At 56.2% G+C, this 24,557-nt stretch carries 23 protein-coding genes, 2 tRNA genes and 1 other RNA gene; 17 read left to right on the top strand and 9 right to left on the bottom strand.

Annotated features, from left to right (window positions below):
* Positions 1–11: 11 nt before the first annotated feature.
* On the top strand, positions 12–1,508 hold the full coding sequence (locus IEX10_RS12200) for a phosphomannomutase/phosphoglucomutase (RefSeq protein ID WP_188675583.1): 1,497 nt from the start codon (positions 12–14) through the stop codon (positions 1,506–1,508).
* A 122-nt stretch (positions 1,509–1,630) separates the two neighbouring features.
* A complete protein-coding gene (locus IEX10_RS12205) occupies positions 1,631–2,974 on the top strand; it encodes a mechanosensitive ion channel family protein (protein WP_188675586.1) in 1,344 nt (447 codons plus the stop codon).
* A 4-nt stretch (positions 2,975–2,978) separates the two neighbouring features.
* Here the strand turns inward: IEX10_RS12205 and IEX10_RS12210 are convergent, their stop codons facing one another.
* Positions 2,979–4,154, bottom strand: a complete 1,176-nt coding sequence (locus tag IEX10_RS12210) for a BaiN/RdsA family NAD(P)/FAD-dependent oxidoreductase (RefSeq protein ID WP_188675589.1) — start codon at positions 4,152–4,154, stop codon at positions 2,979–2,981.
* Between the two features lie 98 nt (positions 4,155–4,252).
* On the opposite strand from IEX10_RS12210, the gene IEX10_RS12215 reads away from it, so the two are divergent.
* Positions 4,253–4,327 (top strand) — tRNA-Gln (locus IEX10_RS12215).
* Positions 4,328–4,486: 159 nt separating this feature from the next.
* Complete coding sequence (locus tag IEX10_RS12220) at positions 4,487–5,341, top strand: hypothetical protein (RefSeq protein ID WP_188675590.1); 855 nt, start codon at positions 4,487–4,489, stop codon at positions 5,339–5,341.
* 79 nt (positions 5,342–5,420) lie between these two features.
* Here the strand turns inward: IEX10_RS12220 and IEX10_RS12225 are convergent.
* Positions 5,421–5,495: transfer RNA gene (locus IEX10_RS12225), tRNA-Gln, on the bottom strand.
* 222 nt (positions 5,496–5,717) lie between these two features.
* Here IEX10_RS12225 and IEX10_RS12230 point away from each other — a divergent pair.
* Positions 5,718–6,689 (top strand): DUF3179 domain-containing protein, encoded by a 972-nt coding sequence (locus tag IEX10_RS12230; RefSeq protein ID WP_188675594.1) that lies wholly within the window; start codon positions 5,718–5,720, stop codon positions 6,687–6,689.
* A gap of 227 nt (positions 6,690–6,916) precedes the next feature.
* On the opposite strand, the gene IEX10_RS12235 is transcribed toward IEX10_RS12230, so the two are convergent.
* A complete protein-coding gene (locus IEX10_RS12235) occupies positions 6,917–7,279 on the bottom strand; it encodes a hypothetical protein (protein ID WP_188675597.1) in 363 nt (120 codons plus the stop codon).
* A 213-nt stretch (positions 7,280–7,492) separates the two neighbouring features.
* On the opposite strand from IEX10_RS12235, the gene IEX10_RS12240 reads away from it, so the two are divergent.
* Positions 7,493–8,098 (top strand): hypothetical protein, encoded by a 606-nt coding sequence (locus IEX10_RS12240; RefSeq protein ID WP_188675600.1) that lies wholly within the window; start codon positions 7,493–7,495, stop codon positions 8,096–8,098.
* 128 nt (positions 8,099–8,226) lie between these two features.
* On the opposite strand, the gene thyX is transcribed toward IEX10_RS12240, so the two are convergent.
* The gene (gene thyX / locus IEX10_RS12245) at positions 8,227–9,141 is read right to left on the bottom strand and encodes an FAD-dependent thymidylate synthase (protein WP_069299667.1); all 915 of its coding nucleotides are present in this window, start codon (positions 9,139–9,141) and stop codon (positions 8,227–8,229) included.
* A gap of 226 nt (positions 9,142–9,367) precedes the next feature.
* On the opposite strand from thyX, the gene IEX10_RS12250 reads away from it, so the two are divergent.
* The 3 genes from IEX10_RS12250 (at position 9,368) to IEX10_RS12260 (ending at position 12,382) form a co-directional block, all read left to right on the top strand.
* Complete coding sequence (locus tag IEX10_RS12250; protein WP_188675605.1) at positions 9,368–10,216, top strand: transferrin-binding protein-like solute binding protein; 849 nt, start codon at positions 9,368–9,370, stop codon at positions 10,214–10,216.
* Positions 10,217–10,236: 20 nt separating this feature from the next.
* Positions 10,237–11,616 (top strand): surface lipoprotein assembly modifier, encoded by a 1,380-nt coding sequence (locus IEX10_RS12255; RefSeq protein WP_188675608.1) that lies wholly within the window; start codon positions 10,237–10,239, stop codon positions 11,614–11,616.
* Positions 11,617–11,680: 64 nt separating this feature from the next.
* A complete protein-coding gene (locus tag IEX10_RS12260; RefSeq protein ID WP_188675611.1) occupies positions 11,681–12,382 on the top strand; it encodes a DUF1194 domain-containing protein in 702 nt (233 codons plus the stop codon).
* Positions 12,383–12,430: 48 nt separating this feature from the next.
* Here the strand turns inward: IEX10_RS12260 and IEX10_RS12265 are convergent, their stop codons facing one another.
* Positions 12,431–13,264, bottom strand: a complete 834-nt coding sequence (locus IEX10_RS12265; protein ID WP_188675615.1) for an ABC transporter substrate-binding protein — start codon at positions 13,262–13,264, stop codon at positions 12,431–12,433.
* 92 nt (positions 13,265–13,356) lie between these two features.
* On the opposite strand from IEX10_RS12265, the gene IEX10_RS12270 reads away from it, so the two are divergent.
* From IEX10_RS12270 to IEX10_RS12280, 3 genes are all read left to right on the top strand, one after another.
* Positions 13,357–13,767, top strand: a complete 411-nt coding sequence (locus IEX10_RS12270) for a winged helix-turn-helix domain-containing protein (RefSeq protein ID WP_188675617.1) — start codon at positions 13,357–13,359, stop codon at positions 13,765–13,767.
* Positions 13,760–14,112: a transfer-messenger RNA gene (ssrA, locus tag IEX10_RS12275) on the top strand. Before IEX10_RS12270 ends, ssrA begins: the two co-directional genes overlap by 8 nt.
* 266 nt (positions 14,113–14,378) lie before the next feature.
* Positions 14,379–14,870, top strand: a complete 492-nt coding sequence (locus IEX10_RS12280; protein ID WP_188675620.1) for an SspB family protein — start codon at positions 14,379–14,381, stop codon at positions 14,868–14,870.
* Between the two features lie 69 nt (positions 14,871–14,939).
* Here IEX10_RS12280 and IEX10_RS12285 read toward each other — a convergent pair whose 3' ends face one another.
* Positions 14,940–16,577 (bottom strand): hypothetical protein, encoded by a 1,638-nt coding sequence (locus tag IEX10_RS12285; protein ID WP_188675623.1) that lies wholly within the window; start codon positions 16,575–16,577, stop codon positions 14,940–14,942.
* An 87-nt stretch (positions 16,578–16,664) separates the two neighbouring features.
* Here IEX10_RS12285 and fumC point away from each other — a divergent pair, with 87 nt between their 5' ends.
* From fumC to IEX10_RS12310, 5 genes are all read left to right on the top strand, one after another.
* Positions 16,665–18,056 (top strand): class II fumarate hydratase, encoded by a 1,392-nt coding sequence (gene fumC / locus IEX10_RS12290; RefSeq protein ID WP_188675626.1) that lies wholly within the window; start codon positions 16,665–16,667, stop codon positions 18,054–18,056.
* 159 nt (positions 18,057–18,215) lie between these two features.
* Positions 18,216–18,467, top strand: coding sequence for a hypothetical protein (locus IEX10_RS12295; RefSeq protein ID WP_188675629.1), 252 nt, complete (start codon positions 18,216–18,218; stop codon positions 18,465–18,467).
* 268 nt (positions 18,468–18,735) lie between these two features.
* A complete protein-coding gene (locus IEX10_RS12300) occupies positions 18,736–19,800 on the top strand; it encodes a Hint domain-containing protein (protein ID WP_188675631.1) in 1,065 nt (354 codons plus the stop codon).
* Positions 19,801–19,979: 179 nt separating this feature from the next.
* Positions 19,980–20,936: a Hint domain-containing protein gene (locus IEX10_RS12305; protein ID WP_188675634.1), complete on the top strand. Its 957-nt coding sequence runs from the start codon at positions 19,980–19,982 to the stop codon at positions 20,934–20,936.
* A complete protein-coding gene (locus IEX10_RS12310) occupies positions 20,936–21,169 on the top strand; it encodes a ribbon-helix-helix domain-containing protein (protein WP_188675637.1) in 234 nt (77 codons plus the stop codon). Before IEX10_RS12305 ends, IEX10_RS12310 begins: the two co-directional genes overlap by 1 nt.
* Here the strand turns inward: IEX10_RS12310 and IEX10_RS12315 are convergent.
* The 3 genes from IEX10_RS12315 to IEX10_RS12325 form a co-directional block, all read right to left on the bottom strand.
* A complete protein-coding gene (locus tag IEX10_RS12315; RefSeq protein WP_188675650.1) occupies positions 21,117–22,520 on the bottom strand; it encodes a cytochrome P450 in 1,404 nt (467 codons plus the stop codon). The two genes, IEX10_RS12310 and IEX10_RS12315, sit on opposite strands and share 53 nt — an antisense overlap.
* Entirely contained in the window at positions 22,517–23,737 is a 1,221-nt protein-coding gene (locus tag IEX10_RS12320; protein WP_188675653.1) for a hypothetical protein, read from the bottom strand. Before IEX10_RS12320 ends, IEX10_RS12315 begins: the two co-directional genes overlap by 4 nt.
* A 65-nt stretch (positions 23,738–23,802) precedes the next feature.
* Complete coding sequence (locus tag IEX10_RS12325; RefSeq protein WP_188675656.1) at positions 23,803–24,555, bottom strand: cytochrome c biogenesis CcdA family protein; 753 nt, start codon at positions 24,553–24,555, stop codon at positions 23,803–23,805.
* Between the last annotated feature and the right edge of the window lie 2 nt (positions 24,556–24,557).

The raw sequence follows: 24,557 nt of genomic DNA on the forward strand, positions 1-24,557 counted from the left end.
GAGCCTTTTCCATGACGAAACCTGCGGCAACAGTGGCCCAGAACACGTGGGAATTCCTGCGCGACCCGATGATCACCCCAACGGGTTTTCGCGAATATGACGCCCGCTGGAAATACCCCGACGACATCAACCTGCCCGGCATTACTGCGCTTGGGATGGGTCTTGGCACCCAGATGTATGAAGCTGGAATTGAACCGGTTATCGCCGTTGGAAACGACTATCGCGATTATTCCCTAACGATCAAAAACGCATTGATGCTGGGCCTGATGCGCGCCGGTATCCGCGTGCGCGACATCGGTCCTGCGCTGTCGCCAATGGCCTATTTCAGCCAGTTCCATCTGGATGCACCCGCCGTGGCGATGGTCACTGCCAGCCACAATCCGAACGGTTGGACCGGCGTGAAAATGGGGTTTGAACGCCCCCTCACCCACGGACCCGACGAAATGGGACGCCTGCGCGAAATCGTTCTGAACGGTGAACAAGTGGCCCGCGAGGGTGGGTCTTATGAATTTGTTGACGGCGTGCGCGAAGCCTACATCGACGATTTGTGCGGCGATTTCAAAATGTCCCGCAAGCTGCGGGTTGTCTGCGCGACTGGCAATGGCACCGCCAGCGCCTTTGCCCCGATGATTCTGGAACGGATCGGCGTAGAGGTTGTCCCCTCTCACAATCAACTGGATTACAATTTCCCCCATTACAATCCGAACCCCGAAGCGATGGAAATGCTGCACGATATGGCAGCTTCGGTTAAGGAAAGCGGCGCGGATCTGGCCCTTGGCTTCGACGGCGACGGTGATCGTTGCGGTGTCGTGGACAATGAGGGCGAGGAAATCTTCGCCGATAAAGTGGGCGTTATCATGGCCCGCGATCTGTCCAAGCTCTACCCCGGATCAACCTTTGTGGCGGATGTGAAATCCACCGGCCTGTTCGCCAGCGATCCGGAGCTGAAAAAGCACGGCGCGAAGGCGGATTACTGGAAGACCGGCCACAGCCACATGAAACGGCGGGTTAAGGAACTCGGCGCGCTGGCGGGCTTTGAAAAATCCGGTCACTACTTCCTCGCAGAACCGATTGGTCGCGGGTATGACTGCGGCATGCGTGTAGCGGTGGAAATGTGCAAATTGCTGGACCGTAATCCCGATATGTCTATGGCCGACCTGCGCCGCGCGCTGCCTGTGACCTATGCCACACCAACCATGTCACCCTATTGTTCTGACACGGAAAAATACGATGTTCTGGAACGGCTGGTGCAAAAACTGGTCGCGCTTGCAGATGACGGAGGCAGCCTTGGTGGCCGCAAGATTACCAATGTTGTCACCGTAAATGGTGCCCGTGTAATGCTGGAAAATGGGGCTTGGGGGCTGGTCCGGGCCTCTTCTAACACTCCGAATCTGGTGGTGGTCTGCGAAAGCCCCGAAAGTGATGCGGAAATGCGCGCGATCTTTGCCGATCTGGACGCAGTGATCCGCACGGAACCAGCGGTTGGCGATTACGACCAAACGATCTGATCACCGATACCATAGCTTTGAAGGCCGCCCGTTCATTCCGGCGGCCTTTTTCATTCGCCTGTTTGACTTTTCGCCGTGATATGCAAGGTTTTCTTAAACATATTGGATTAAAGAGACTCCCGATGCGTAATGTCCTGCTGCTTCCATTCCTGATTGCGATGATCTTTGCTGCGCCGGCTACGTCACAGACCGCCGAAAGTGATCAACCCGCGGGGCAAATCGCGGTGGAAGACAATGCTGCGACCGATGCCGCCATTGCGACCCGCATCCGCGATATTCTGGAGGAGCTTGATGTTTACTCCAAGGTCACGGTCAGCGTCAGCAACGGAATCGTATTGCTGCGCGGCACCACGCTTGATGCGGCCTCCGTTCTTGCCGTTGAAGAACTGGTCAGCCGCGTTGAAGGGGTCGTAGCGGTGGAAAACCGCGTGATTGAAAGCACCGATCTGATAGAACGGCTCGATCCTTTGATGGAGCGTTTCAGCGACAGGATGCAACGCAGCATCGCCTATCTGCCTCTGTTGCTGGTCGCGCTGGCGGCTTTTGTCATCGTTGCCGCGCTTGGCATTCTTTTGGCGCGGATGAAACAGCCGTGGGATCGGCTCGCCCCGAATATGTTCATCGCGGATATCTATCGCCAGATCATCCGGCTGGTGTTCGTAATTGCTGGTCTGGTGGTGGCGCTCGACATATTGAACGCAACCGCGCTGTTGTCGACAATTCTGGGCGCGGCAGGGATCATCGGTCTGGCCATCGGCTTTGCGGTGCGTGACACGGTAGAAAATTTCATCGCCTCGATCATGTTGTCGATCCGCCAGCCGTTTCGCCCCAATGACAGCATCGAGATTAACGGGGATGAGGGTATGGTGATCCGCCTGACCAGCCGCGCCACGATCCTTTTATCCTTTGATGGCAACCACATACGCATCCCCAATTCCACCGTCTTCAAAAGCCGGATCGTCAATTATTCGCGCAATGCAGAGCGCCGGTTCGTGATTGATTTTGGCGTGGCCGGAGACACCGACCTGACGCAGGCCCGCCAGATTGCACTCACCGCGCTGAAGAACCTGCCCTTTGTGATCGACGCCCCTGCACCGGGAGTTTGGGTCGAAGGATTGGGCGACAGCACCATCACGTTGCGCTGTGCCGGATGGGTTAACCAACAGGACAGCTCGCTCGTTCTTGCACGGGGAGAGGCGATCGAAGTGATCAAAACCGCGCTGGAGGATGCGGGGGTCGAGATGCCAGAGCCGACATACCGGCTCGTTTCACAATACGCGGGCGGTTCTGCACCGGCACCGGAAACGCCATCTGTGGGAAAATCCAAACCGGCGACTGGCAAGACGCCGGAACAGGTAGATTTGAAAGATGTCAGCGCGGATGAAGCACTGGATGACATCGTGAACGAGGAACGGGATGCCCGACAGGACAATGATTTGTTAACCCGTCAGGCCCCTGAGGAATAGCGCCCTAGGCCACCTGCCCCGCCGCCCAACCTGACGACCACGCCCATTGGAAATTGTACCCGCCAAGCCAACCGGTCACGTCCACCACCTCGCCAATAAAAAACAGGTTTGGAATTTTCCGCACCGCCATCGTTTTTGCATCCAACGCAGCCGTATCTACCCCGCCCAGCGTCACCTCCGCCGTGCGATAACCTTCCGATCCGACGGGTTTCACCGCCCAACGGTGAACGCGGTCGTGCAAAAGTTGCAGGCTCGCATCGCTTTGATCCGCTAAATTCCCTTTCAACGGCACATCGCCAAGAACCTGTTCCGCCAGTCGCGAAGGCACGATCTGCGCTAGCGCTTTGCCCAGCGAAACACGCCCCTTCTGGCTACGCGCAGACCGAAGCGTCTCAAAGGTGTTGGACCCAGCGGCGAGGTCGACAAAAATACCCTCCCCCTCCCGCCAGTAAGACGAGATTTGCAAAATGGAGGGTCCGGACAGCCCGCGATGGGTAAACAGCAGCCCTTCGTCAAAGCCAATCTGCGGCGTGCTTACCCGTGCTTGCACCGAAACGCCTGCGAGCGGTTTGGTCTGCTGCAACTCTTGCTCTGCAAAAGTCAGCGGCACAAGGCCGGGTCGGGTTTCCACCAATGGCAGGTCGAACTGGCGGGCAATCTGATAGCCCCAGCCCGTCGCGCCCATCTTCGGAATCGATTTCCCGCCCGTGGCAATCACCAGCGATTCCACAGCGATTGCGCCCCCCGTCGTCTTCAGCGTAAAGCCTTCGTCTTTAGAAACCTCCTCAACCGAGGTGTTCAGGCGCAACACAACCCCAGCTTCACGCGCCTCCTCCAGTAGCATAGCGATTATGTCTTTGGCGGAGACGTCGCAGAACAACTGGCCGAGCGTTTTTTCGTGGTAGGGAATGTTGTGACTGGCGACCTTGTCGATGAAATCGTACTGGGTGTAACGGCTGAGCGCCGATTTCGCGAAATGAGGATTGTTCGACAAAAACCGCTCGGGCCGGATGTCCAGATTGGTAAAATTACAGCGCCCCCCGCCGGAAATACGGATTTTCTCTGCCGGAGCCTTGCTGTGATCAAGCAAAACAACTGACCGCCCGCGGCGACCCGATTCAATCGCGCACATCAGCCCCGCTGCGCCCGCCCCTACGATACAAACGTCAAATTTTTCCATGCCCTGCCTTATCCAGCAGGCCCGCGCAAAACAAGTGGTGCTTTTTCGCAATTTACCCTTTGCAGACCGACAAGGTTAAGGTTAAACAGCGCCCCAGTTGGGACGTGGCCTAGTGGTAGGGCAACGCTTTTTGGTAGCGCAGATCGTAGGTTCGAATCCTACCGTCCCAGCCAACTTATTCATCACATCGCTGATCTAACCGACGTTCGATCGTGCCCAGTCTCTTGCGACCTACTAGAAACCTGCGAATCGTTCGATTCAGGCTGTTGAGCACCCATAAACTCTGGGATAGGTTGCAACGCAGTCTGATTTCCAGAGAGAACCCCGATACTATGTCCGAGACCACCCAAGCGGCCACGAGCCCGCATGAGACCAAAGTTTACAGCACAGTTCAAGAGATCCCAACTGGCACAGCAGGCTTGGTGGAAGGGCAATACATATGGAAAGGAGAAGACCCCTCCAGGGTTTTCATATTTTTCTGCGGCGCTGTAAGCGGCAAGTTGATTCCAATGTCCCCAATTTTCCAGCGCTGGAAATGGGTGGAACGGTTTTCTCATTCCGTCGTTATCGCCCACGACCCTTTAATAAAAAGCACCGGCTCTCTACAACTTGCCTGGTATACCGGAACGAACAACGGTCCGGACTTTGACGAAATAATTTCCGTTCCGTTGCGCCTTGCCCGCAGTCTGTCTGACGGGGAAGTTTGCGCCTTTGGCAGTTCTGGTGGCGGCTTTGCATCCCTTATGGCTACAGTACGCAATCATGTTGACAGCACCCTTGTGATCAATCCCCAGACCAATGTGCTCCGGTATCAACCCCACATGCGCGATGCGTTCTTGAAGACTTATCTCGAAGATCCCAAAACCCTTCAGCATGCAGACCACGAGCGATTGTCGATTAGCGGGTCTCTTTGGCGTTATTACGACAAGTGCAGGACCCAAGTGGTTGTGAATTCCCATGATTCTCTGCACTACAATTCACATGTGCTGCCCCTTCAGCGGGCCGTCCGTCGGCAAAACTTCAAAAGTATAACTTTCGACCAATATGACGATAAGAAAAACGGGCACAATCCCCCGTCCATGAACAGAACGCTATGGCTGATTAACCGTTGGTGGCCCAAAGCGATTGCAGGGCCTTACCGAAGCGAAGTGCAGGGAATGAAATCCCTCAAGACTTTGAAAAGATAGGACGCTGTCCGGTGTTCTAAAGTTGTCAACAATTTGCATATACCAGCAAAGATGCGCGAACTTGTCTAACTTTGGAAGTTGGCTGGGACGGTAGGATTCGAACCTACGATCTGCGCTACCAAAAAGCGTTGCCCTACCACTAGGCCACGTCCCAACTGAGGCTGTATTTAGCGCCACAGCTTTCGGGCTGCAAGTATAAAATTGAGAAAATATCGGCTCCTTTCGCCGGTCATTTCGGACAATCTTCCAGAGTTATCCTCTGGTTCGCGCCCGCAACCTTCGATGCCGCGATTTCACAATGCCGTGGCTGATCTATGCAGATCAGCATTGCGCGGGCATTCTGTCTGCTATCGCGTAATCTATGGGGAGTAGAGAGATGCACCGATTGATACCACTGTTTGTCGCCGCTGTGCTGGTGGCTGCGCCGGCCTTGTCCGAGCCTGCTAACTGGAAACGGGAATGGCCCGGAACGGACTTTAGCAGGACAAACATCGAAAGCTGGGGGGAAATCCAATCCGGTGGTCCGCCAAGGGATGGTATCCCTGCCGTGGATGCGCCGGAGTTTTACAAATCCTCTGCCGAAAACACCCTGAAACCTAATGAGCCAGTGCTGACAGTTGCGATGGACGGCCAGTCCGAACGCGCCTATCCGATCCGCTATCTGATCTGGCACGAAATTGTAAACGATGCGATTGGCGGTATTCCTATAGCCGTAACATTCTGCCCATTGTGCAATTCCGGCGTGACCTTTGACCGGCGGACAAAGCACGGCGTTCTTACCTTCGGGGTATCGGGAAAATTGCGCAAATCGGATATGGTGATGTTCGACCGCGAGACCGAAAGCTGGTGGCAACAGGCCGTCGGCAAGGCAATTGTTGGGGATCTGACAGGGGCTGAACTGAAAATGCTACCGAGCTGGATGGAAAGCTGGAGCCAGTTCAAGGCGCGCAATGGTCGTGAAGGTCTGGTTATGAAGCAACCCGATGGTCGGCGTCCCTATGGGCGCAATCCCTATCAAGGATACGACAGTTCTTCCCGTCCGTTTCTTTACAACGGAGAAATGCCGCCCCATGGCATTTCCCCTGTGGCCCGAGTTGTCAGGGTTGGGGATAAAGCATGGCCCGTAGCCCGTGTTCGCAAAGCAGGAGGCGTTAGCGAGGCCGGTGTGCGCATCAGTTGGGAAGCGGGCCAAGCCTCGGCTTTGGATACAGGGGAAATCGCCCGTGGCAAAGACGTCGGAACGATCCGCGTACGCGATGCGCAGGGCCGCGATGTTGTGCACGATGTGATGTTCGCCTTCGCGTTTCACGCCTTTTGGCCTGACGGTCAATGGATGATCGCACCCTAGGTGGTGGCGGCAAGATGCAGCCACCGCCGGTTTGTAGTGCACTGCGCTTAAAGCAAATCCAGTGCCAGCTGGCCGAGCCCGACCAGTAGAGCCATCACCACGATGCTCAGAATCCAGGACGCGAGGATATGCGCCCGACTGTTGTCTTTCATGTGTTTTCTTTCAACTGTGTGATCAGGTTGCGCCGGACGCCAAAGTGTCCGGCTGCGATCCCCATAAAGGGGCGATTACACGGACGGAGGTGGCGCGCGGATTGGGGCTTGCAGGTAGAGGCGCGCGCCCCGCAATGCTGTATTGCTGATTGATTTTGAAAGACGGGCAGGATGCGAAGGGGTAAAACCTGACAACGCGACCATGTCTGACAGGGGATCATCCCCGCCCTGCACGTCATCGCCCGCCAGCGCCAACACAGCCTGTCTGCTGCCCTGCGTAGTATTGCGCTCCGACGTGTCCAACCGCTCTATCAGGGTCGCGCGGGCCGCGTCGTCCCATCCGGTACCCGCGCCAAAGCTCCCCGCCAGTGCAAAAGCCAAAATCAACAGGGAGAGCACGCGAAGATAGCGCAGGGAAATGGAACCGAAGGTCATCATGGTATGACTATCGGTCCGCAATAGCGTGGGAACAAGTGTAGATTAATGCAGTTCGGTCATGCAGGTTACGCATAACACAGGCGCCCTGCCCCAGTCCGGAACTTGGTAGAACCAAGCGAATTTCGAGTTTTAAGTCGAATTTGACAGCGCTGCTCTTTCCGTGATTTCCTGAAATCGTAAATTCAATCGATCGAATGTGGCGTAGGGTTATTCATGGCTGAAGACGACAATGACGATGATCTGGAGTGTTGGATTGGGCTTTTCAACAAGGGACATGGCTATGCCGGAATTTTCAATTCCGACGACAACGATGCACAGCGCGTGGTGGAAAAGTTCACTATTGGAGAATGGCGCAATTCGATGAAAGCGGAATTTGGCATTGAGATGGATGAGCCACAGCCCAACCCGAATGATCCACCCGATTTTTCCGTTGCGATCAAAGATCAAGAGTTCGCTGTTGAGCTCGTACAACTCGTCGAACAAGAACACAAAATAAGGGCCGCAAAGGGCGAAACGCCATTCGCGGGCCAATTATTTTCGGATATGCAATGGTCGGAAGAAAGATTACTTGCGAAGTTGCATGACGTGATCTCAAAGAAAGAAAAGAAGTACAGAAAAGCTGAAGTTGAAATCGATGTGCTACTTATTCACGCGGCCGAGCCTTGGCTAAATTCGACCGAAGCGCGGAAGTGGATAGAAGGTGGGACCATCAATAAATTCCCAAGCATCCACTCTGTTTTTCTTCTCTTCGAATATGAGCCTAGTAGCGGTCTAGATCATTGGCCTGTAGTTCCTGTCTACGGTGAGCTAACTAAATAGCTAAATTTCACTTCTTCCCTCCAAGCCGACCTACAAAGCATAATGCTCCCGAACTTTCCTTCGGAAGCCTTATTAACCATGCCGCCAAGCAAACCGGCCTCGCGCAACAGTCTCGCTGTAGAAACCGATCAGCTGACAATATCCATAAACTCGCGCCATTCTCGTGCGCTCATGCCGACGTCTGCGGCTTCGACCTTTTCGCCTTTTAACATCTTTCGCAGGGCTTCTACCGCGGGCTGGGACAGTTGTGCGCCGCCGAGGCGGTAATCCTCGAACGCTTTGTAAGCGTAGGGCACCCAATCGGCCACGAGGCGGCAGATTTCTTCGGCGTAGACGCGGATTTCGTACTGGGCGTGGGAATCAGCCCGCAGACGCAGGAAGTGGAACAGGTTGTGCAGGTCCACCTTCCAATACCACTGGGTATAAATATTGGCCGGAAGGTTCATCCGCGCCAGTTCACGGGCGAGCGCAATGCCGTTGCCGTCCTCGCCCTCGTCTATCATCGTGGCGTAATTGTCATAGGCCCGCGCGCTGTCCGCCTTGAGCATTTCCAGCACACGCTGCGCATCTTCCCCGACCAGCGTATCGCCGCGCCCCTGATTGTTAATCACGCTCTGCTTGGCGAGATGTTCTTCTGCCGGAATGTAAAACTCACGGTCGAGAATCGAATACCGCGCGGAATATTCGTTCACATTGGCGGTCCGGTGGCGAATCCACTGGCGGGCCACGAAAACAGGCAGTTTGACGTGCAGCTTGATCTCGCACATTTCAAACGGGGTGGAATGCCAGTGCCGCATCAGATAGCGGATCAGACCTTCGTCATTCTGCACCGCTTTTGTGCCCTTGCCATAAGACACACGGGCCGCCTGCGTGATCGCCGCATCGTCGCCCATATAGTCGATCACCCGCACAAATCCGTGGTCCAGAACCGGCTGCGCGGTATAGAGGTGCTGCTCCATTCCCGGTGCAACCACACGGCGGGTCGGCGCGGATTGCGCCCGTTGTTCGCTGATTTCGGCCTGCTGTTCGGGGGTAAGTGGCATCTGGTGTGTTCCTGTGTTCCTGACTCGCTGGCCACTATATCTAGAAGAGTCCGTTCAATAAATACGATATCTGGCGGAATTGGAGGATTTTTCCAAAGCCACAGCACGCGATAGTTTTGCAACAGGTTCGCCGTGTGAGAGTTTGAAAAGATTGACAGAATCCGCAGCTTTCCGGTTAGTGGGGACAACGAGGCAGTTCAAAAACAAAAAAAAGCAGGAATTGAAAATGAGATTCTCATTGGCAGCAGCAGCGTCCGTGGCTGTGTTCTTATCCGCATGTGGTGGCTCAACCGACAGCGCGTCCGATGAAACAGGTGACACAACCGGCGGCACCGACGGTGGCACCGAGGAAGAAGTTGTCGTGGATACCGGACCGGCCCAGATCCTGCTGGAAGGCGACAATCAGGCAACGCGTCTGGAATATGACAGCGATGCAGATCAGATCATTGTAGAAGACATTCCCTTCGATGATGAAGTTTTTGAAAGCCGCCTCGACCGCACAGCCAGCCGCGATGAAAGCGCCTATCGCGCTTATTCCAGTGAACGTGGCTTTGACGATTACACCGCTTACACCCGCGAAACCGACAGCGGTGCGGTTTCTGTAATTGTGGTGAACAGCGGCGAATACAAAGATCACGGTTATAGCGGTGCCGCGTATTCCCGCACTGGCACCACTACCCTGCCCACCGAAAACCAACGCGCCTTTTACGAAGGTGAATACCTTGGCACCCGCACGAGCGAGGAAAGCGGCGGTATGGACGTGATCGTCGGCGATGCAGAGTTGGCGGCAGATTTCTCTGATGACACCATTCGCGGCATAATCACCAAACGCCGCGTGACCGAGGATGAACTGGGTGTGGGCGCGGGAACGGATATTACGCTGGCCAACACCTCGATCGACCGCGCCTCAGGCGTTTTCAACGGCACCGCCTCTCAAACAAACGAAGACGTCACCTCGGATGGCACGTATTCCGGCATTCTTGGCGGTGACAACGCCGATGAAACGGCCGGCTATTTGATTCTGGAACGGGACTCCACCCGTGAACTGGGTGTGTTTACTGCCGTCGAACGCTGATCATAAGGGACCGCGCGGGGATGCGGCGTTTACTTACCAGACTTGTGACACTTGGAACGGTCAGCCTCGGGTTGGCCGTTTCTGTCGGTTTTGCCGCCCCCCTGTCCATGTCCCCCGAGGAGGCTCGCGCTTTTGCGTGGCGCTCTCTCCAAAATAACCGGCCCCACATCACCCTGCAAATCGCTGATGCGTTGAACAAGCGTGATCCCGACAGTTTTGAGGCAAACCTGTTGCGCGGTGAGGCTCTGCGCAGCCTGCAACAGCCCAAAGCCGCCAAGGGCGCTGCGCTGAAGGCATGGGCGCTTGCACAGACGTCCGAACACCGGTTTAACGCCGCCCATCTGGTGGCCAAAAGCTATTTTGCGGACGGGGCCAAGCTGCGCGCACAGTTCTGGTTGCGTCGTGCTGCACAAAATGCGCCGGATGCTAAGGCGCGGCGGTTGGCACGGCGGGATTTCAACTTTGTGCGCCGCAGCAAACCACTTTCTACTGCTCTATCGTTTTCGGTATTCCCCTCCTCCAATATCAACAACGGCTCCACCAATGACGCGCTGGTGATCGGTGGGCTGCCTTTCCGCGTGCCTGCTTCTGGCCAACCCCATTCTGGGACTGGGTTCCGGCTTGGGGTTCACACACGTTATAACAAGGCGCTGAATGACACCACTTTGCTGCGGCTCGGGTTCAGTGCGACAGGCACCACCTATAGGTTGTCCAGCGATTCCAAAGCACTCGGTTCTGGTAAAACCGGCTCAGATTTCGCTTATGGCGCGGTGGAGGTTCAGGCCGGTGTAACGCTTTATCCTGACAGCGGCCAAACGCCGGGCTTTGGTGCTTCACGCTTTGATCTCGCGCTTGGGCGGAGCTGGTATGGCGGCAGCCCCCTGTCCAATTATTTACGCGCCAGTGCGGGGCAGGATTACCACTTCTCAAAAACCGCGAGGCTGCGCGGCACGCTGCAACTGGAACGTCAGAACCGTCTTGATGCAGCCATTTCTTCCGCCAATATCGCCAGCTTGAACTTGGAAATGCAGCACCGGTTCAAAAACCGCGCTCGTGTGGGCTATGGCATTTACCTGCGCGATACGTCCTCACGTTCTAATCTGGTGGAAAGCCGCGTTGCGGGGGGACAGGTCACTTATACTCCGCCGCCCCTGCCTATTGATGTGGTGCCGACCTTCTCCCTTTCAGCAGAGCGCACGGATTACCCCCGCCTGAACATAGGGGGCGTCCAACGGGTGGATGAGCGGGCCCGCGCAGCGGTTTCGCTTTTGTTTCCGAAGGTGAATTACTATGGCTTTGCCCCGACACTGAACCTCAGCGCGAGCAGAACAAATTCCACCATTCCGATCTATTCCACCAAGGATCTGCGGATGAACATCGGCTTTAAGTCCACCTTTTAATCCGACGGGTTTGCCGCAAAGCACAATGCAGGCTAAACTGGCCCCGAACTTAAGAGGGGCGCTGATGGAAACAGCCCGCCACCACTTCTACGCCTTATCGCTCGCTGCCGTGACGTGGCTGGCTGCTCCGATGGCACAGGCCTGCGGCATTGCGCTGGCATTGGCGGTGGATGTATCCGGCTCGGTTGATGATCGAGAGTACGATCTGCAGATGGGCGGGCTCGCCGCTGCCTTGCGGGACGGATTGGTTGCGGATGCCCTTCTTGCCGAAGAGGCCGCAGTGATGGTGGTTCTATGGTCTGGCAGTTCACGCCAAACAGTAGTGGTGGATTGGCAGCGCCTTATGACGCCCGAGGATGTCGAACGTCTTGCCAAATCCGTTGAACGTGTCCCCCGCCAGTGGCGCAACTTTTCAACCGGCATCGGAGAAGCGCTTATCTTCACCGCAAACCGGTTCGGCCCTGTTGCAGATTGCGCCCGCCGCGTAATCGACGTGTCCGGCGATGGCACTTCAAACGAAGGCGCGCCCCCTGAAGAAATCAAGGAAATCCTTGCCGCAGCGGGCTATGTCATAAACGGGCTATCCATCGAAGGCGAAACCGCCCAGCTTACGGAATATTACCGCAAAAACGTGATCGCTGGTCCAAATGCTTTCGTCCTGCCAGCCTTCGGCTTTTTCGACTACCCCGAAAAGATCCGCAGAAAGCTGATCCGCGAAGTCACCAAGCAAGTCGCCCAAGGGTCGGACACAAAAGAAGACGGATAAATCCGCCTTCAATGTTCCAAAAATACTCAATACCCACGCTTCACAGGCTCAATGCGTCCCCGCGTTCCCCGCACCATTAGGGAAGAACAACTGCTGCCCGTCCCGCGTGTAAGCCGCTATCAGCGATTGGCCCGCTTCCGAAAGCATCCAGTGAAGAAACATCTGCGCCCCTTGTGCGTTCACATGGGGATGGCGTTCGGGATTGACGGCGATGATGCCATATTGATTGAACAGCGCAGCGTCTCCGGCGAACAGAATGTCGTGCTGGTCCTTTCCGGCAAAGGCGATCCATGTGGCGCGGTCGGTCAGGGTGTAACCCTCGGATTCCACAGCAATCCTTAGGGTCGCGCCCATGCCCGCACCGGTTTCGCGGTACCATTGGCCATCAGCGCTTTCAACATCTACACCGGCATCAGCCCAGAGACTGCGCTCTTTCTTGTGGGTGCCGCTGTCATCGCCACGGGAAAAGAACGGCGTGCCACTGACGGCAATCTTTCCCAGCAGATCCGGCAAGGTTTCGACCACCCGCAGCCCGTCAGGGTCGGTCTTTGGCCCCACCAGCACAAAATCATTATACATCAAATCGAACCGCTCCACTCCGTAACCATCGGCTACGAAAGCCTCCTCTGCAGCTTTGGCATGAACCAGCAACACATCCGCATCCCCGTTCCGCGCGTTGTTGATCGCCTGACCGGTTCCAACCGAAACAACGTCTACGCGCAGACCGGTTTCGGCCTCAAACAGAGGGAGGAGATAGGCATAGAGGCCGGAATTTTCTGTCGAAGTGGTGGATTGCACCAGAACCCGCGCCGGATCGGCCAGAACGAGGTTGCCAGCAACAGCAAACACCGCAAGACTGCCAAGGAATTTGAAAATACGCATGGAGCGCCTCCGCTGAAGAATCCAATGTGCTAATTTTAGCACATTGCACAATCGGTAGCCCCTGCCCCCGTCACACGCAAGCCTGAAGACCAATGAGCACAAAGAAAAACAACCGCCGCGCAGAACGGATCGCACAAACACCTCAGTTGCGGGCGAAAGTTCTGGTACGCAATGACATGATTGGCGCCGGTAAAATCGAATTGCTGCGCCGCATTGGGGACACAGGCTCGATCAGTGCTGCCGCCAAGGACATGGGGCTCGGCTATCGCCGCGCACTGTTTTTGATCGAAACGACCCAGCGCATGTTTGACAGCCCTTTGTTAATTACCGAACGGGGCGGCAGCAGTGCAGGCAGCAGGCTGACCCCGCTTGGCCGCGCATTGGTTGAACGTCACGGGGCTTTTGAAGACGCACTCGCCGACAGTGCCGCCGGTTTTCTGGACTGGCTGGAGGAACACCAAAACCGCGACCCCCTGAGCGAGCCGAAACCTGAACCCCCTTGAAAGACCCGCAGGCTGCGCCTATATCAGTCATGTTCCGCTTGCGGGACTATGGTGATAAACGCGCATGTAATAAACGGATCGGACCCGGGGGCGGTACCCGGCGACTCCACCAAAACACCTGTCTTTGCAGGGGGTACGGGGTCGAAACAGGATCGACGGACGTCTAAAGATGTTAGCTTTTACTCGGTGAGTTACCACCGTTATCGGTACATTTAAGCTAGTTGCAAATGACAACAGAGCTCCAGTTGCCCTCGCTGCGTAAGCAGTGCGGAATACTGAAAACTTAGTCCTAGGCTTTGCAGCCTAGGCGGGGTCCGCAGGCACCTGGCAACAGAAGCCTGCACTTTCATCTCAGTTTGGTATCCCAGCAGCGTCCGGCACGGCCCCGCCTATCCCGGCTTTGACGTTTTGCTACGCAAACCGCACAGGTCCGCAGGCACCTGGCAACAGAAGCCTGCACTTTCTCCCCCTCATTGTCGTTTCCAATTGCCCTTTGCTGCCACAGTCGTGTTTTTTCGGGCGCTAACGCAATTCTTCGCCAAGTTGCACTTTCCATAGTGGCTGAACCAGCTATTGTAAGGGAAAGACCCTAAAACCGCTTGGCAGACCACATGACAGATACCATTCCTTACGGCCAGTTGATGCACCGCGCCATGCGGGGGCTGATGCGAGAGTTGTTGATCGACATTTCCAAAGCGGGGCATCTTCCCGGCGAACACCATTTCTTCATCACATTCGACACCAACCATCCAGGCGTGGATATCGCGGATTGGCTGCGGGAACGCTATCCCGAGGATATGACCGTGGTCATGCAGCACTGGTTTGACAATCTCGTGGTCAGCGAAGATCGGTTTGCTGTGACGTTGAATTTTGGCGACCAACCAGAACCGCTGGTTATTCCGTTTGACGCCATTCGTACCTTTGTGGATCCGTCGGTGGAATTCGGACTGCGCTTTGAAACCCACGAGGATGACGAAGACGACGATTTCGACGATGTGCCAGAAAGCCCGATGATCGTCATTGACGAAGATGAAGACGACACAGAAGAGCCGCCCAAAGGCGAAGCAGAAATCGTGTCGCTCGACAGTTTCCGCAAACAGTAATTTCGCCTAACAGGCGCCGGTACTGATATTTCCAAAGGGGCCGTGAGGCCCCTTTTCTCTGCGCTGGTCCTAGTGCTCCAACCGGCAAAAGCAGGAAGCGCGGATCGGCTGGTCGGCGCGGGCGTTGGCAATGTCGAGCCGCTGCTTGATCAGATGCGCCTCTGCCGCTTGTCCGGTTTTCATCAGGCATTCATGCAACCCGTGTAGCGCCCAGACGTTATCGGGATTTTGACAGGCTCGTGAAAGCTTGCCATCGAGTCCCAGATCGGCGCGGTATACCGCTTCGGCCTCTTCCACCCTGCCCTGTTCCAACAGCAGCGCCCCAAGCGCGTGGCGGCTTGGTTGCATCCAGCCCCATGGCTCTTCATAGGGTAGATTATCATCCAGCTCGACCGAGCGGCGCAGGTGCGCAAAGGCCGTGTCGTACTCCCCTTTGCGATAGGCCAGTTCCCCTTCCAGCATTTCCGTTCCGATGTTTAGAATATCCGAGCACAAGTTGTTAAACAGCACCCGCGTTTCTGGCACTGCGGCTTTGGCCGGATAAAAGGCGGCGCGGTGGTGTTCAGCGCCAGCGACATCCCCGCTGGCCGCACAAGCCACTGCCTTGGCATAGGCTGTCAACGCGTGGGTGAAGGCAAAAAGTTCTGCATCTTCGGGCGGCGTGTAGGCTTTGATCGCGTCCCACTGCCCAAACCGGATCAACGCGTGCAGGCGCATTGGGAAATAGCTTTCAATCCAATCCGCCGCAGGTTCAATCACCTCGGGTGTCAGCAAGGTTTCAAGGTGATCCGCTGCCTCCAGTGCAGGTCCGATCTGGCCAAGGAACATCGCACCATAAAGCTGAAAATGCAGGTTGTGGCACATATAGGTGGTGTAAAACGTAAAGGGACCGTGTTCTGCCAGATACTTTTGATCCGCCTGCCACGCCCGCCGGTTTCGCAAAACCACGTTGCTGTATTCTCCGCAAAGCACATCAATATGGGTCGCCATATGCTGCAAATGCCCCGCATCAGGCACCAGTCCTGTCAGCGCATCCCCCGCCTTAAGCGCCTTTTCAGGATGGGGCGACATTTCCATGAGGTGGATATACATATGCAGCAGCCCCGGATGGATCATCGCCACCGGATCATTGGCGAAGGCGGTTTCCATCAGGGTCATCGCTTCTGCCGTGCTTGCGTTTTGGGCAGGCGCGCCTGACTTCAAATCCCAAAGCATCCAAGGCGTGCGGCCCATCAGCGCCTCGGCCGTCAGAGCGCAAATATCGAGATCGGTGGGAAACTGCTGGTAAACCTCGCGCATCGCTTGTGCGTAAGATTCTGTATAGGGTTGGAAATCTTCAATCTCGGCCTGCTCCACATTGCGGGCTGCCAATGCGCGCACCAGTGCCTGTTCTTCGGGCGAGGCCTGTTCCACCCCCGCCAAGGCCGCCGCGTAGTGCTGGTTAAACAGCGCCACCGCTTTCTGTTTCTCACTGAAAGGGTAATCCGGCCACGTATAGTTATAGTTGGGCCCGATGGCGTAGCAGATGCCCCAATGGGCCATGACACAGGCAGGATCATACTCCAGCGCCCTCTGAAAACAGGCGATGGCCTCGTTGTGGTTAAACCCGAAGGTCCAGTTCAGCCCGCGATCAAACCAGCGTTGGGCCTGTTCTGACGGGGTGGCAATGGCGCGGCTGTGGGCGCCCAGATCAAAATAGCTGTCCATTGCACTACAGTGGAATGACTTTTGGACGTTGGCAAGGGCCATCCCGCCCAGTATATGGAAGCCAACTTTTTCACACAGGAGCCCAACATGAGCGACACCCGCACAGAAACCGACAGTTTTGGCCCGTTGGAAGTTCCTTCCGACAAATATTGGGGCGCACAAACCCAGCGCAGCCTGAAAAACTTCCCGATTGGCTGGGAAAAACAACCGGTTGCCGTGGTTCGCGCCCTTGGTGTGATCAAACAAGCCTGTGCGCAGGCGAATAAGGAACTGGGCAAAATTCCCGCCGAACTGGCCGATGCGATGATCGCAGCCGCTGGTGAAGTGGTAGAGGGCAAGCTGGACGATCACTTCCCGCTGGTGGTTTGGCAGACAGGTTCGGGCACCCAGTCCAACATGAACGCGAACGAAGTTGTTTCCAACCGCGCGATCGAAATGCTGGGCGGTGAACTGGGCAGCAAAACACCTGTTCACCCCAACGATCACTGCAACATGGGGCAGTCTTCAAACGACACTTTCCCGACAGCGATGCATATTTCGGCGGCGATGACCGCCCATGACGTGCTGATCCCCGGTCTGGAAAAGCTGCACGCGGCACTGGCTGCCAAAGCCGAGGCCTTCAAGGACATCATCAAGATCGGTCGCACCCACACGCAGGACGCGACTCCGCTGACACTGGGTCAGGAATTTGGTGGCTATGCCTATCAGGTCGAACAAGGCATCAAGCGGGTGAAACACGCGCTGGAAAACATCTATCCGCTGGCCCAAGGCGGCACGGCTGTTGGCACAGGTTTGAACACGCCCAAGGGCTGGGGTGAAATGGTTGCCAAGAATATGGCTGACATCACCGGCCTGCCCTTTGTCACCGCTCCGAATAAGTTTGAGGCGCTCGCCGCCCATGACGCCCATGTGGAAATGTCTGGTGCGCTGAAGGTTGTTGCGGCGTCCCTGTTCAAGATTGCCAATGACATCCGCTTGCTCGGCTCTGGCCCGCGTTGTGGACTGGGCGAACTGATGTTGCCCGAGAATGAGCCCGGCTCCAGCATCATGCCTGGCAAAGTGAACCCGACCCAATGCGAAGCGCTGACACAGGTTTGCGCCCATGTGTTCGGGAATGACGCGGCGGTTGGTTTTGCCGGTTCGCAGGGCCATTTTGAGCTGAACGTCTACAAGCCGATGATGGCTTATAACGTGTTGCAATCCATGCAACTTTTGGGCGATGCGTCGGTGGCCTTTACTGACAATTGCGTGGACGGGATCGAAGCCGACGAAGAGCGGATTTCAAACCTGATGTGGGAAAGCCTGATGCTGGTCACTGCGCTGGCCCCTGAAATCGGGTATGACAACGCGACCAAAGTGGCCAAGACAGCCCACAAAAACCGCACCACACTGAAGGAAGAGGCCGTGAAGCTTGGCTTTGTTACTGCCGAACGGTTTGACGAAGTGGTGCAGCCTGCGGATATGATCGGCCCGAAATGAGCGCCCTTCCCGCACCAGAACGATCAGAGCCGCCCTGCCCCGCGCAGTGGCGGCTCTTTTAATAAAAACCGAAATACTATGAATTTGCGCATTTACTAAATCCACAGCAGAACACTGTTAAGACCAAGGTGATTACAACAGTCAAAACGGGGTGGACCGATGAAATTAAATTACAGCTATGCATCAAAAACAGATGACCGCACAGGCAGGGAAGACTATCCCTGTGACAACACATGTGCGCGGGACCGTGACAACTCGGGCAAGCCGCTGGCGCCTTCTGCGTCACAGGATGCGGACTGGCTTGGCACTGGCGTCTTACGCGATGAATTCGCCACCAAAAGCGCCGCTTTCGCCTATCGCGCGGCCCACAGGCATCGGGCGTTGGCGTATCAGGCGTCTGCTACGGGTTGAATTACTAGCGACCGCTCCGCTCCACCCAAGGTAGATCGCACCATTTACAGCCATCCGCACAGTCCGAAAATAGTGATTTTTATGCCGATTCGAGCAATGTTTACGGGCTCTTGCGGGTTTAGTTCTTGTGTAGACCCTCCAGTTAACTTAACCTTTTCTTAACAACCTAAGCTTCCGTCAGAGAAGCAAAAGGTGAAGAGGCGGGCAGCGGATAACATCACCAGCATAAGGTGGGAGTCTATCTGCCCAAGGGTATCGGGCAGGTAAATTGGCATATTTTACCTTTTATGAGGTTAACGGCGATCCGTTAAACAGCAGCCATCTCCGTCTGGGGTCCAGTGGACGTGCCTATATCGAAGATAACGACGGCTTTCTAGAATCCGGTGCAGATGACACCGGGGTGCAATTCTCCATCGACGGCGAAGATTTCTATTCTTCTGCCTGGCCCGATTACACCTCAACAGGTGATAAGGTTGAAATATTTTCGGCCACCGTGCGCATCCAAGGATCGGAAGAGACCGTTACCTTTGCCTATCTCACTTCCGAAAGGGATGGTGTAGATGACAGGGTCGATCGGATTGTCCAGCTTTCCGGCCCCGAATTCAGCCCGAGGATGCGGCTGCGCGACATCGAGCTAGAAACGGGGAATGACAATGTCCCTTACAATTCAATCCCCTCGATCATCTGCTTTACACCAGACGCCATGATCACCACCCCGCGTGGGCAGGTGGCCGTGCAGGATTTGCAGGTGGGTGATCTGGTGATCACAGCTGACAACGGTTTGCAAGCCATCCGCTGGATCGGACGCAAACGGATGAGCGGCGCGCGCCTTCAGGCCTATCCGGAGTTGCGCCCCGTGCGCATTCGCAAAGATGCCTTTGGGCCAGGACAACCGACACGCGATCTCTGGGTATCGCCCCAGCACCGAATGCTGGTGCGTTCCGAACGGGCGGCGCTGGATTTTGGCGAAACCGAGATGCTTCTCCCTGCCAAGGGCCTGTTGAACGACAGCTCTATCACGGTGGATTACGGTATGCGGGAGACGGATTACATCCATATTCTGTTCGATCGCCATGAGGTGATTTTTGCCAATGGCACACCCAGCGAAAGCTTTCATCCAGGTCACCATGCAATTGACACGATCGACGACGAAGCCCGCACCGAACTGTTTGAGATATTCCCCGAACTCGAGACCACACCAACGGATTACGGCCCTACAGCGCGGCTTAGCCTCAAGGTGCGGGAAACCCGTGCATTCCTACGTCGAGGTGGTGGGGGCAGAGCGGGATCGATAAGGAAATTTCGTAACGACTCCAACCGCTTCGCAATGTGACCAGAAAGACTCAATCAGATGAAAACACATGCGATCCGTGATTAACAGAATTGAACACCATCCCGCCATGCCGCAGGATGGGTTCATAAAACGATCCGGCAAAAGCTGGACAGACATGAGGCAGGCGATAACGTCCCCGCGACGAGGCGGGGACGGCATCCCGAACAAACAGGTGTGATGTGAACATCACCTTTTACGAAACGCTCGGGCGCCCCGGGGCTGACCCTGATTGCACAATTTTATCAACGGGAACCGCGGAACTGGCGGTGGCCCAAGACACGCTGCTGAACGCAGTGGCACCACAGGCGCGCTGTCAGATTGACGGCGTGGACTATCAAATTTGCGGACCCGATGCCGATTCAGTCTGGATGGGTACGATTAATCCGGACCGTCGGGACCAGCGATCGGTTGAATTTGCCGAACTGCGCCGCGAAGACGGCCAGCGCAGCCCGCCCCGCATCGTTTTGATTAAAGGACACGTTGCACGGGGCGAGGCGATTTGCGAGCTTTCCCCAAGCAATGAAACTGCCGCATTTGATGCGGATGGCATGGTGTGTTTTACCCAAGGGTGCCGTATCCTGACGGCCTTTGGCGATTTGCCGGTGGAGCACCTGCGCGTCGGGGATCTGGTTCATACGGTTGACCACGGTTTGCAACCGATCCGCTGGATCGGCGCGCGCGCGGTTTCACGGTCTCGTATTGATATGGCCGGACATCTGTGCCCTGTCATTATCCGGCGTGACAGCTTTGGCCCCGGTCTGCCGTCAAACGATATACGGGTCTCTCAGAAGCATCGTATCTTGCTGGAAACGCCAGAGATCACTCAAGCATTTGGCGAGGGTGGCATATTCGCGCCCGCATCGGTTCTGGCGGGTGAAGGCACCGTCCTTTTGGACCCTGCACCGAAAGACACCCGCTATATCCATCTGCTGTTTGACGAACATCAGGTGATTTTTGCAGACGGCATCCCGACCGAAAGCTTTTATCCCTGCACCAACGGGTTGATGTCCCTAACGCCGCAGGATCGAACCGAAATCTTTTCTATCATGCCCGATCTGGCCGAACACCCGCTGCGCTATGGTCCGTGCGCGCGTCCTTTGTTGCCCAGTCAGCTAAAGCAGATCCTTGCTGCGTGATGGATTATGATCGCCCGCGCAAACATTCCCTGTCCCTGAAAGGACACCGCACCAGCGTTTCGCTGGAGCAGGAGTTCTGGGACGCGTTCCGCGCCATCGCACAGGCCGAAGGTGTGGCGCTGAACGCATTGGCGGCGCGCATTGACGGGGAACGGGGGATGGATTGCGGGCTCGCCTCTGCTATCCGGTTGTTTGTGTTCCGCTGGTATCGGGATCACGGGGCGTCAGACTAAGGTGGATACCATCCTGCGCGCGTACGGTCAGATGGGCCGCAGGCACAGGGATTTTCCCTGGCACAGCTTCAAACCGGAAAGATTTGACCAGCATCGCCAGCAGCAACACGCCTTCCACCATCGCAAAACCGGCACCGGTGCAAACGCGCGGACCCGATGAAAACGGAATATACGCTTCACGTGCGGGGGTTTTGGTTTCCGGCCTGTCCCAGCGATCCGGATCAAACACATCCGGCTTGTCCCAGAACCGCTGATGCCGCCCTAGATGCCACGGAGAGATCACGATCTGGCTGCCAACCTTGATACTGCGCTTGCGAAAGGTCTCCGGCTTTAGATTCTCGCGTACCATCATCGGCACAGGGGGATAAAGCCGCAGTGCCTCGCGAAAGACGTTGCGGGTAAAGGGCATTTTCGACAGGTTTTTGAAAGTGAAATCACCGTCCGCGCTGGCGGCTTCAGCCTCGGCCGCGACACGGTTTTGCGCTTCAGGGTCCATCGCCAGCAGGTAAAGTGTCCACGCCAACGCCGAAGCTGAGGTTTCATGCCCCGCTAAAAAGAAAATCGCCACCTGATCCACCATTTCAGCGCCGGTGAACTTCTCTCCGGTCAGGGGATCAGCGGTTGTCATAATTTTCGTGGCCAGATCCTGAGGCGCGGTGCCAGCGGCAATCGCGGCCGTGCGCTCATCGGTCAGCTTGGTCAACAGCGCGCGGATTTTCGCGCTGGTTTCCTTGGTGCTGCTGCGCTGGAAGGCCGGCATCCAGCGGGGCATTTTAAAGAAACTCGCCACATTCATCAGCGGCTGGGTGCGCTGGTAGTCGCGAAAGTTCTCAAACACACTACTGGCGTCGTCATCGGTGATGGGAATGGAAAACAGGGTCCGGAAAATCACATCCGCCGCAAGCTTGGAGGTCTGCGCTTCAATTTCCAGCGGTGCGCCGGTTGCAAGCGGTGTCAGGCGAGCGATCGCGTCATGGCCCGCATCGCGCATGGACGGGAACACATCCCGCAGGCGACCGCCTTCAAAGGCGGGGTCGATGATACGTCGCTGGCGCTTCCATTTTTCGCCGTTCGATACAAACACCCCGTCCCCAAGCAAGGAATACAGCGCACCGCGAATGATCTCTGATTTGGGAAAATCATCGGGACGCTCATTCAGCACGGTTTTGACCAACTCCGGCTGGTTCACGAAGTAGCTGCGAAAGAAGGGCATCCGGAATTCAGCCATCCACGCGCGATAAAGGCGTTCCGGTTGGCTGGCGAAGATATCCTTTCGGAACAATTGCACATGCTGCCAGAGCGAGACTTTTTCAGGCCGTGAAGCCGGTTTGGGGGGCGTGTAATCTGTCATCTGGACTGGCTGGTATGGGGATTCACCGCGCGGGTAATCCGCGACGGCGAATGGCCGCGATTGGCAAAACGGTCCCCCAGAAACTGCGGGCCGGCGGTAACTTTGAAGTAATCGTAATCCTTGGGCTGGTCGAATGCGCAAAGATACTGGAAATGCAGGCGGAAAAACCGGCGGTTCAACTCCTTGCGCTTGGCCTCTGACAGGGTTTGTGTGAAGGCGGCGGACAGGACCAGCGGATGCAACTGGCCGGTTTCAGGGGCCACGCCCGACACAGCCACCGGATCACACAGCGCAAAGGTCGCGCCATCGCCGGGGGCAGAGACATCGACCCAAGACAAGCGGTCCTGCTGGCAAAGATAGTTCAGATCACCCCGCAATCGCGCGGCATTGCGCAGGAAACTGACCATCGGGATCACCTGCCCCAAAGTCAGCAACCCAAGGCGCGGGCCATCGGCAGGCACCCTGCCCTGTCGCAACAGATCCGCAAGGATGCTCACCGCGAGATGCGCGCCAGAGGAATGCCCCACCACCAGAACCTCGTCCACGTCAGATTGCATCGCGTCTGCAATCCGGTCGGTGAATTCGGCCATGCGGGTTTCCAGTTCCGGCGAGTTTTCCCCCTTAAACCGCGCGGAATAGCCGTAGTCATGCATCAGGTAGTAGGCGAAGAGTTTGGCATCCTTACGTTTGAACCAGATCAGAACGCCGCACAGGATTGCCGCGCCCAGCAGCAGCCCGACGGACCAATGAAGATAGGTGGCTGACAGGAAATAAGCCGCACCGCCTAGGGCGATGGCCAGCAACAGTTGCAACAGCAACATCGCAACAGGGTAAAGGGCAGCCAGCACCGGACCGATCCGCAGCTTCATCAGGCCAAATAATGCGCCTGTGCCGATGTATTCCCACGCCGTTGTCAGCAACAGCAAATAGGTGCGCGGAATATTCTGATCCATCGAGCTTTGGACGATATCCGCCCAGAACAGGATTTCCGCCTGCGTTTCAACGGATTGGCCGTCGATCTTTGCGTGTATACCCCAGCCGAAATTCTTCACGCCCTTGGATTTGGGTGTCATTTCAAGGGAGTAGCCAGAGATCGCCGCCTGCTCCGCGCCCTCTTTGCGATACAACTCGCGGTAGCGGCGGGGCGGCACGGGATCGTAGCCGGGGATATAGAACAACTGGCGTGTTTGGACCGTGCGCTGTGCCTCTTCGGGCATTTTGAAAACCTGATACTGCTAGACTCCTACCACTATAGCGGCAAAATCCAGCGAAACTAAGGCATTTATCCGATCCGCGCCAATGCGGGAAAGGTTTCAAGCAGCCAGTAGGAAAACACAGAGAAGAGATCAAAGACCAGCATCAGACCCACGCCAATCAGCAGGGCGCCCATGATTTTTTCGATCAACGCCATGTGGCGTTTAAAGCGGTTCATGATGACAACGGCACGGTTGATATAGACAGCGGCCAAGATGAACGGCAAGCCAAGGCCGAGCGCGTAAAACCCCATCAGCGTTGTGCCCCGCGCGATGGAGCCGTCTTGCGCTGCAACCGACAGGATCGCGCCAAGAATTGGTCCGATACAAGGGGTCCAGCCAAAGGCAAAGGCAAGGCCAAGAATATAGGCACCAAAGGCGCTGCCGCCCTGATCGCCTGCATCTATGCGGGCTTCGCGGTACAGGAATGGCAAGCGGATCAAGCCGATAAAATGCAGGCCGAACAGGATGATAACAGCACCAGCTGTGATGCCAAACGCCCGCTGGTTCTGCAAAAACATCTGCCCCAGCAGGGAAGACGTGAAGCCAAGGAAGATAAAGACCGTCGACAGCCCAAGGGCGAAAAAGATCGCGGCGGTGATCACCGGTCGGCGGGATTGTTTGCCTTCGGTCATATCCGCCATGGAAATCCCGCCCATATAGGCGATGTAAGGCGGCACGATGGGCAAAACACACGGGCTGAGAAAGGAGATCACACCGGCCAGCAGCGCGACCAGAAGCGAGGGCAGCAGGGCTGCGTCTATGACATCTATACCAAACATAT

This window comes from Neptunicoccus cionae, assembly GCF_014643735.1.
Lineage (GTDB): Bacteria > Pseudomonadota > Alphaproteobacteria > Rhodobacterales > Rhodobacteraceae > Amylibacter > Amylibacter cionae.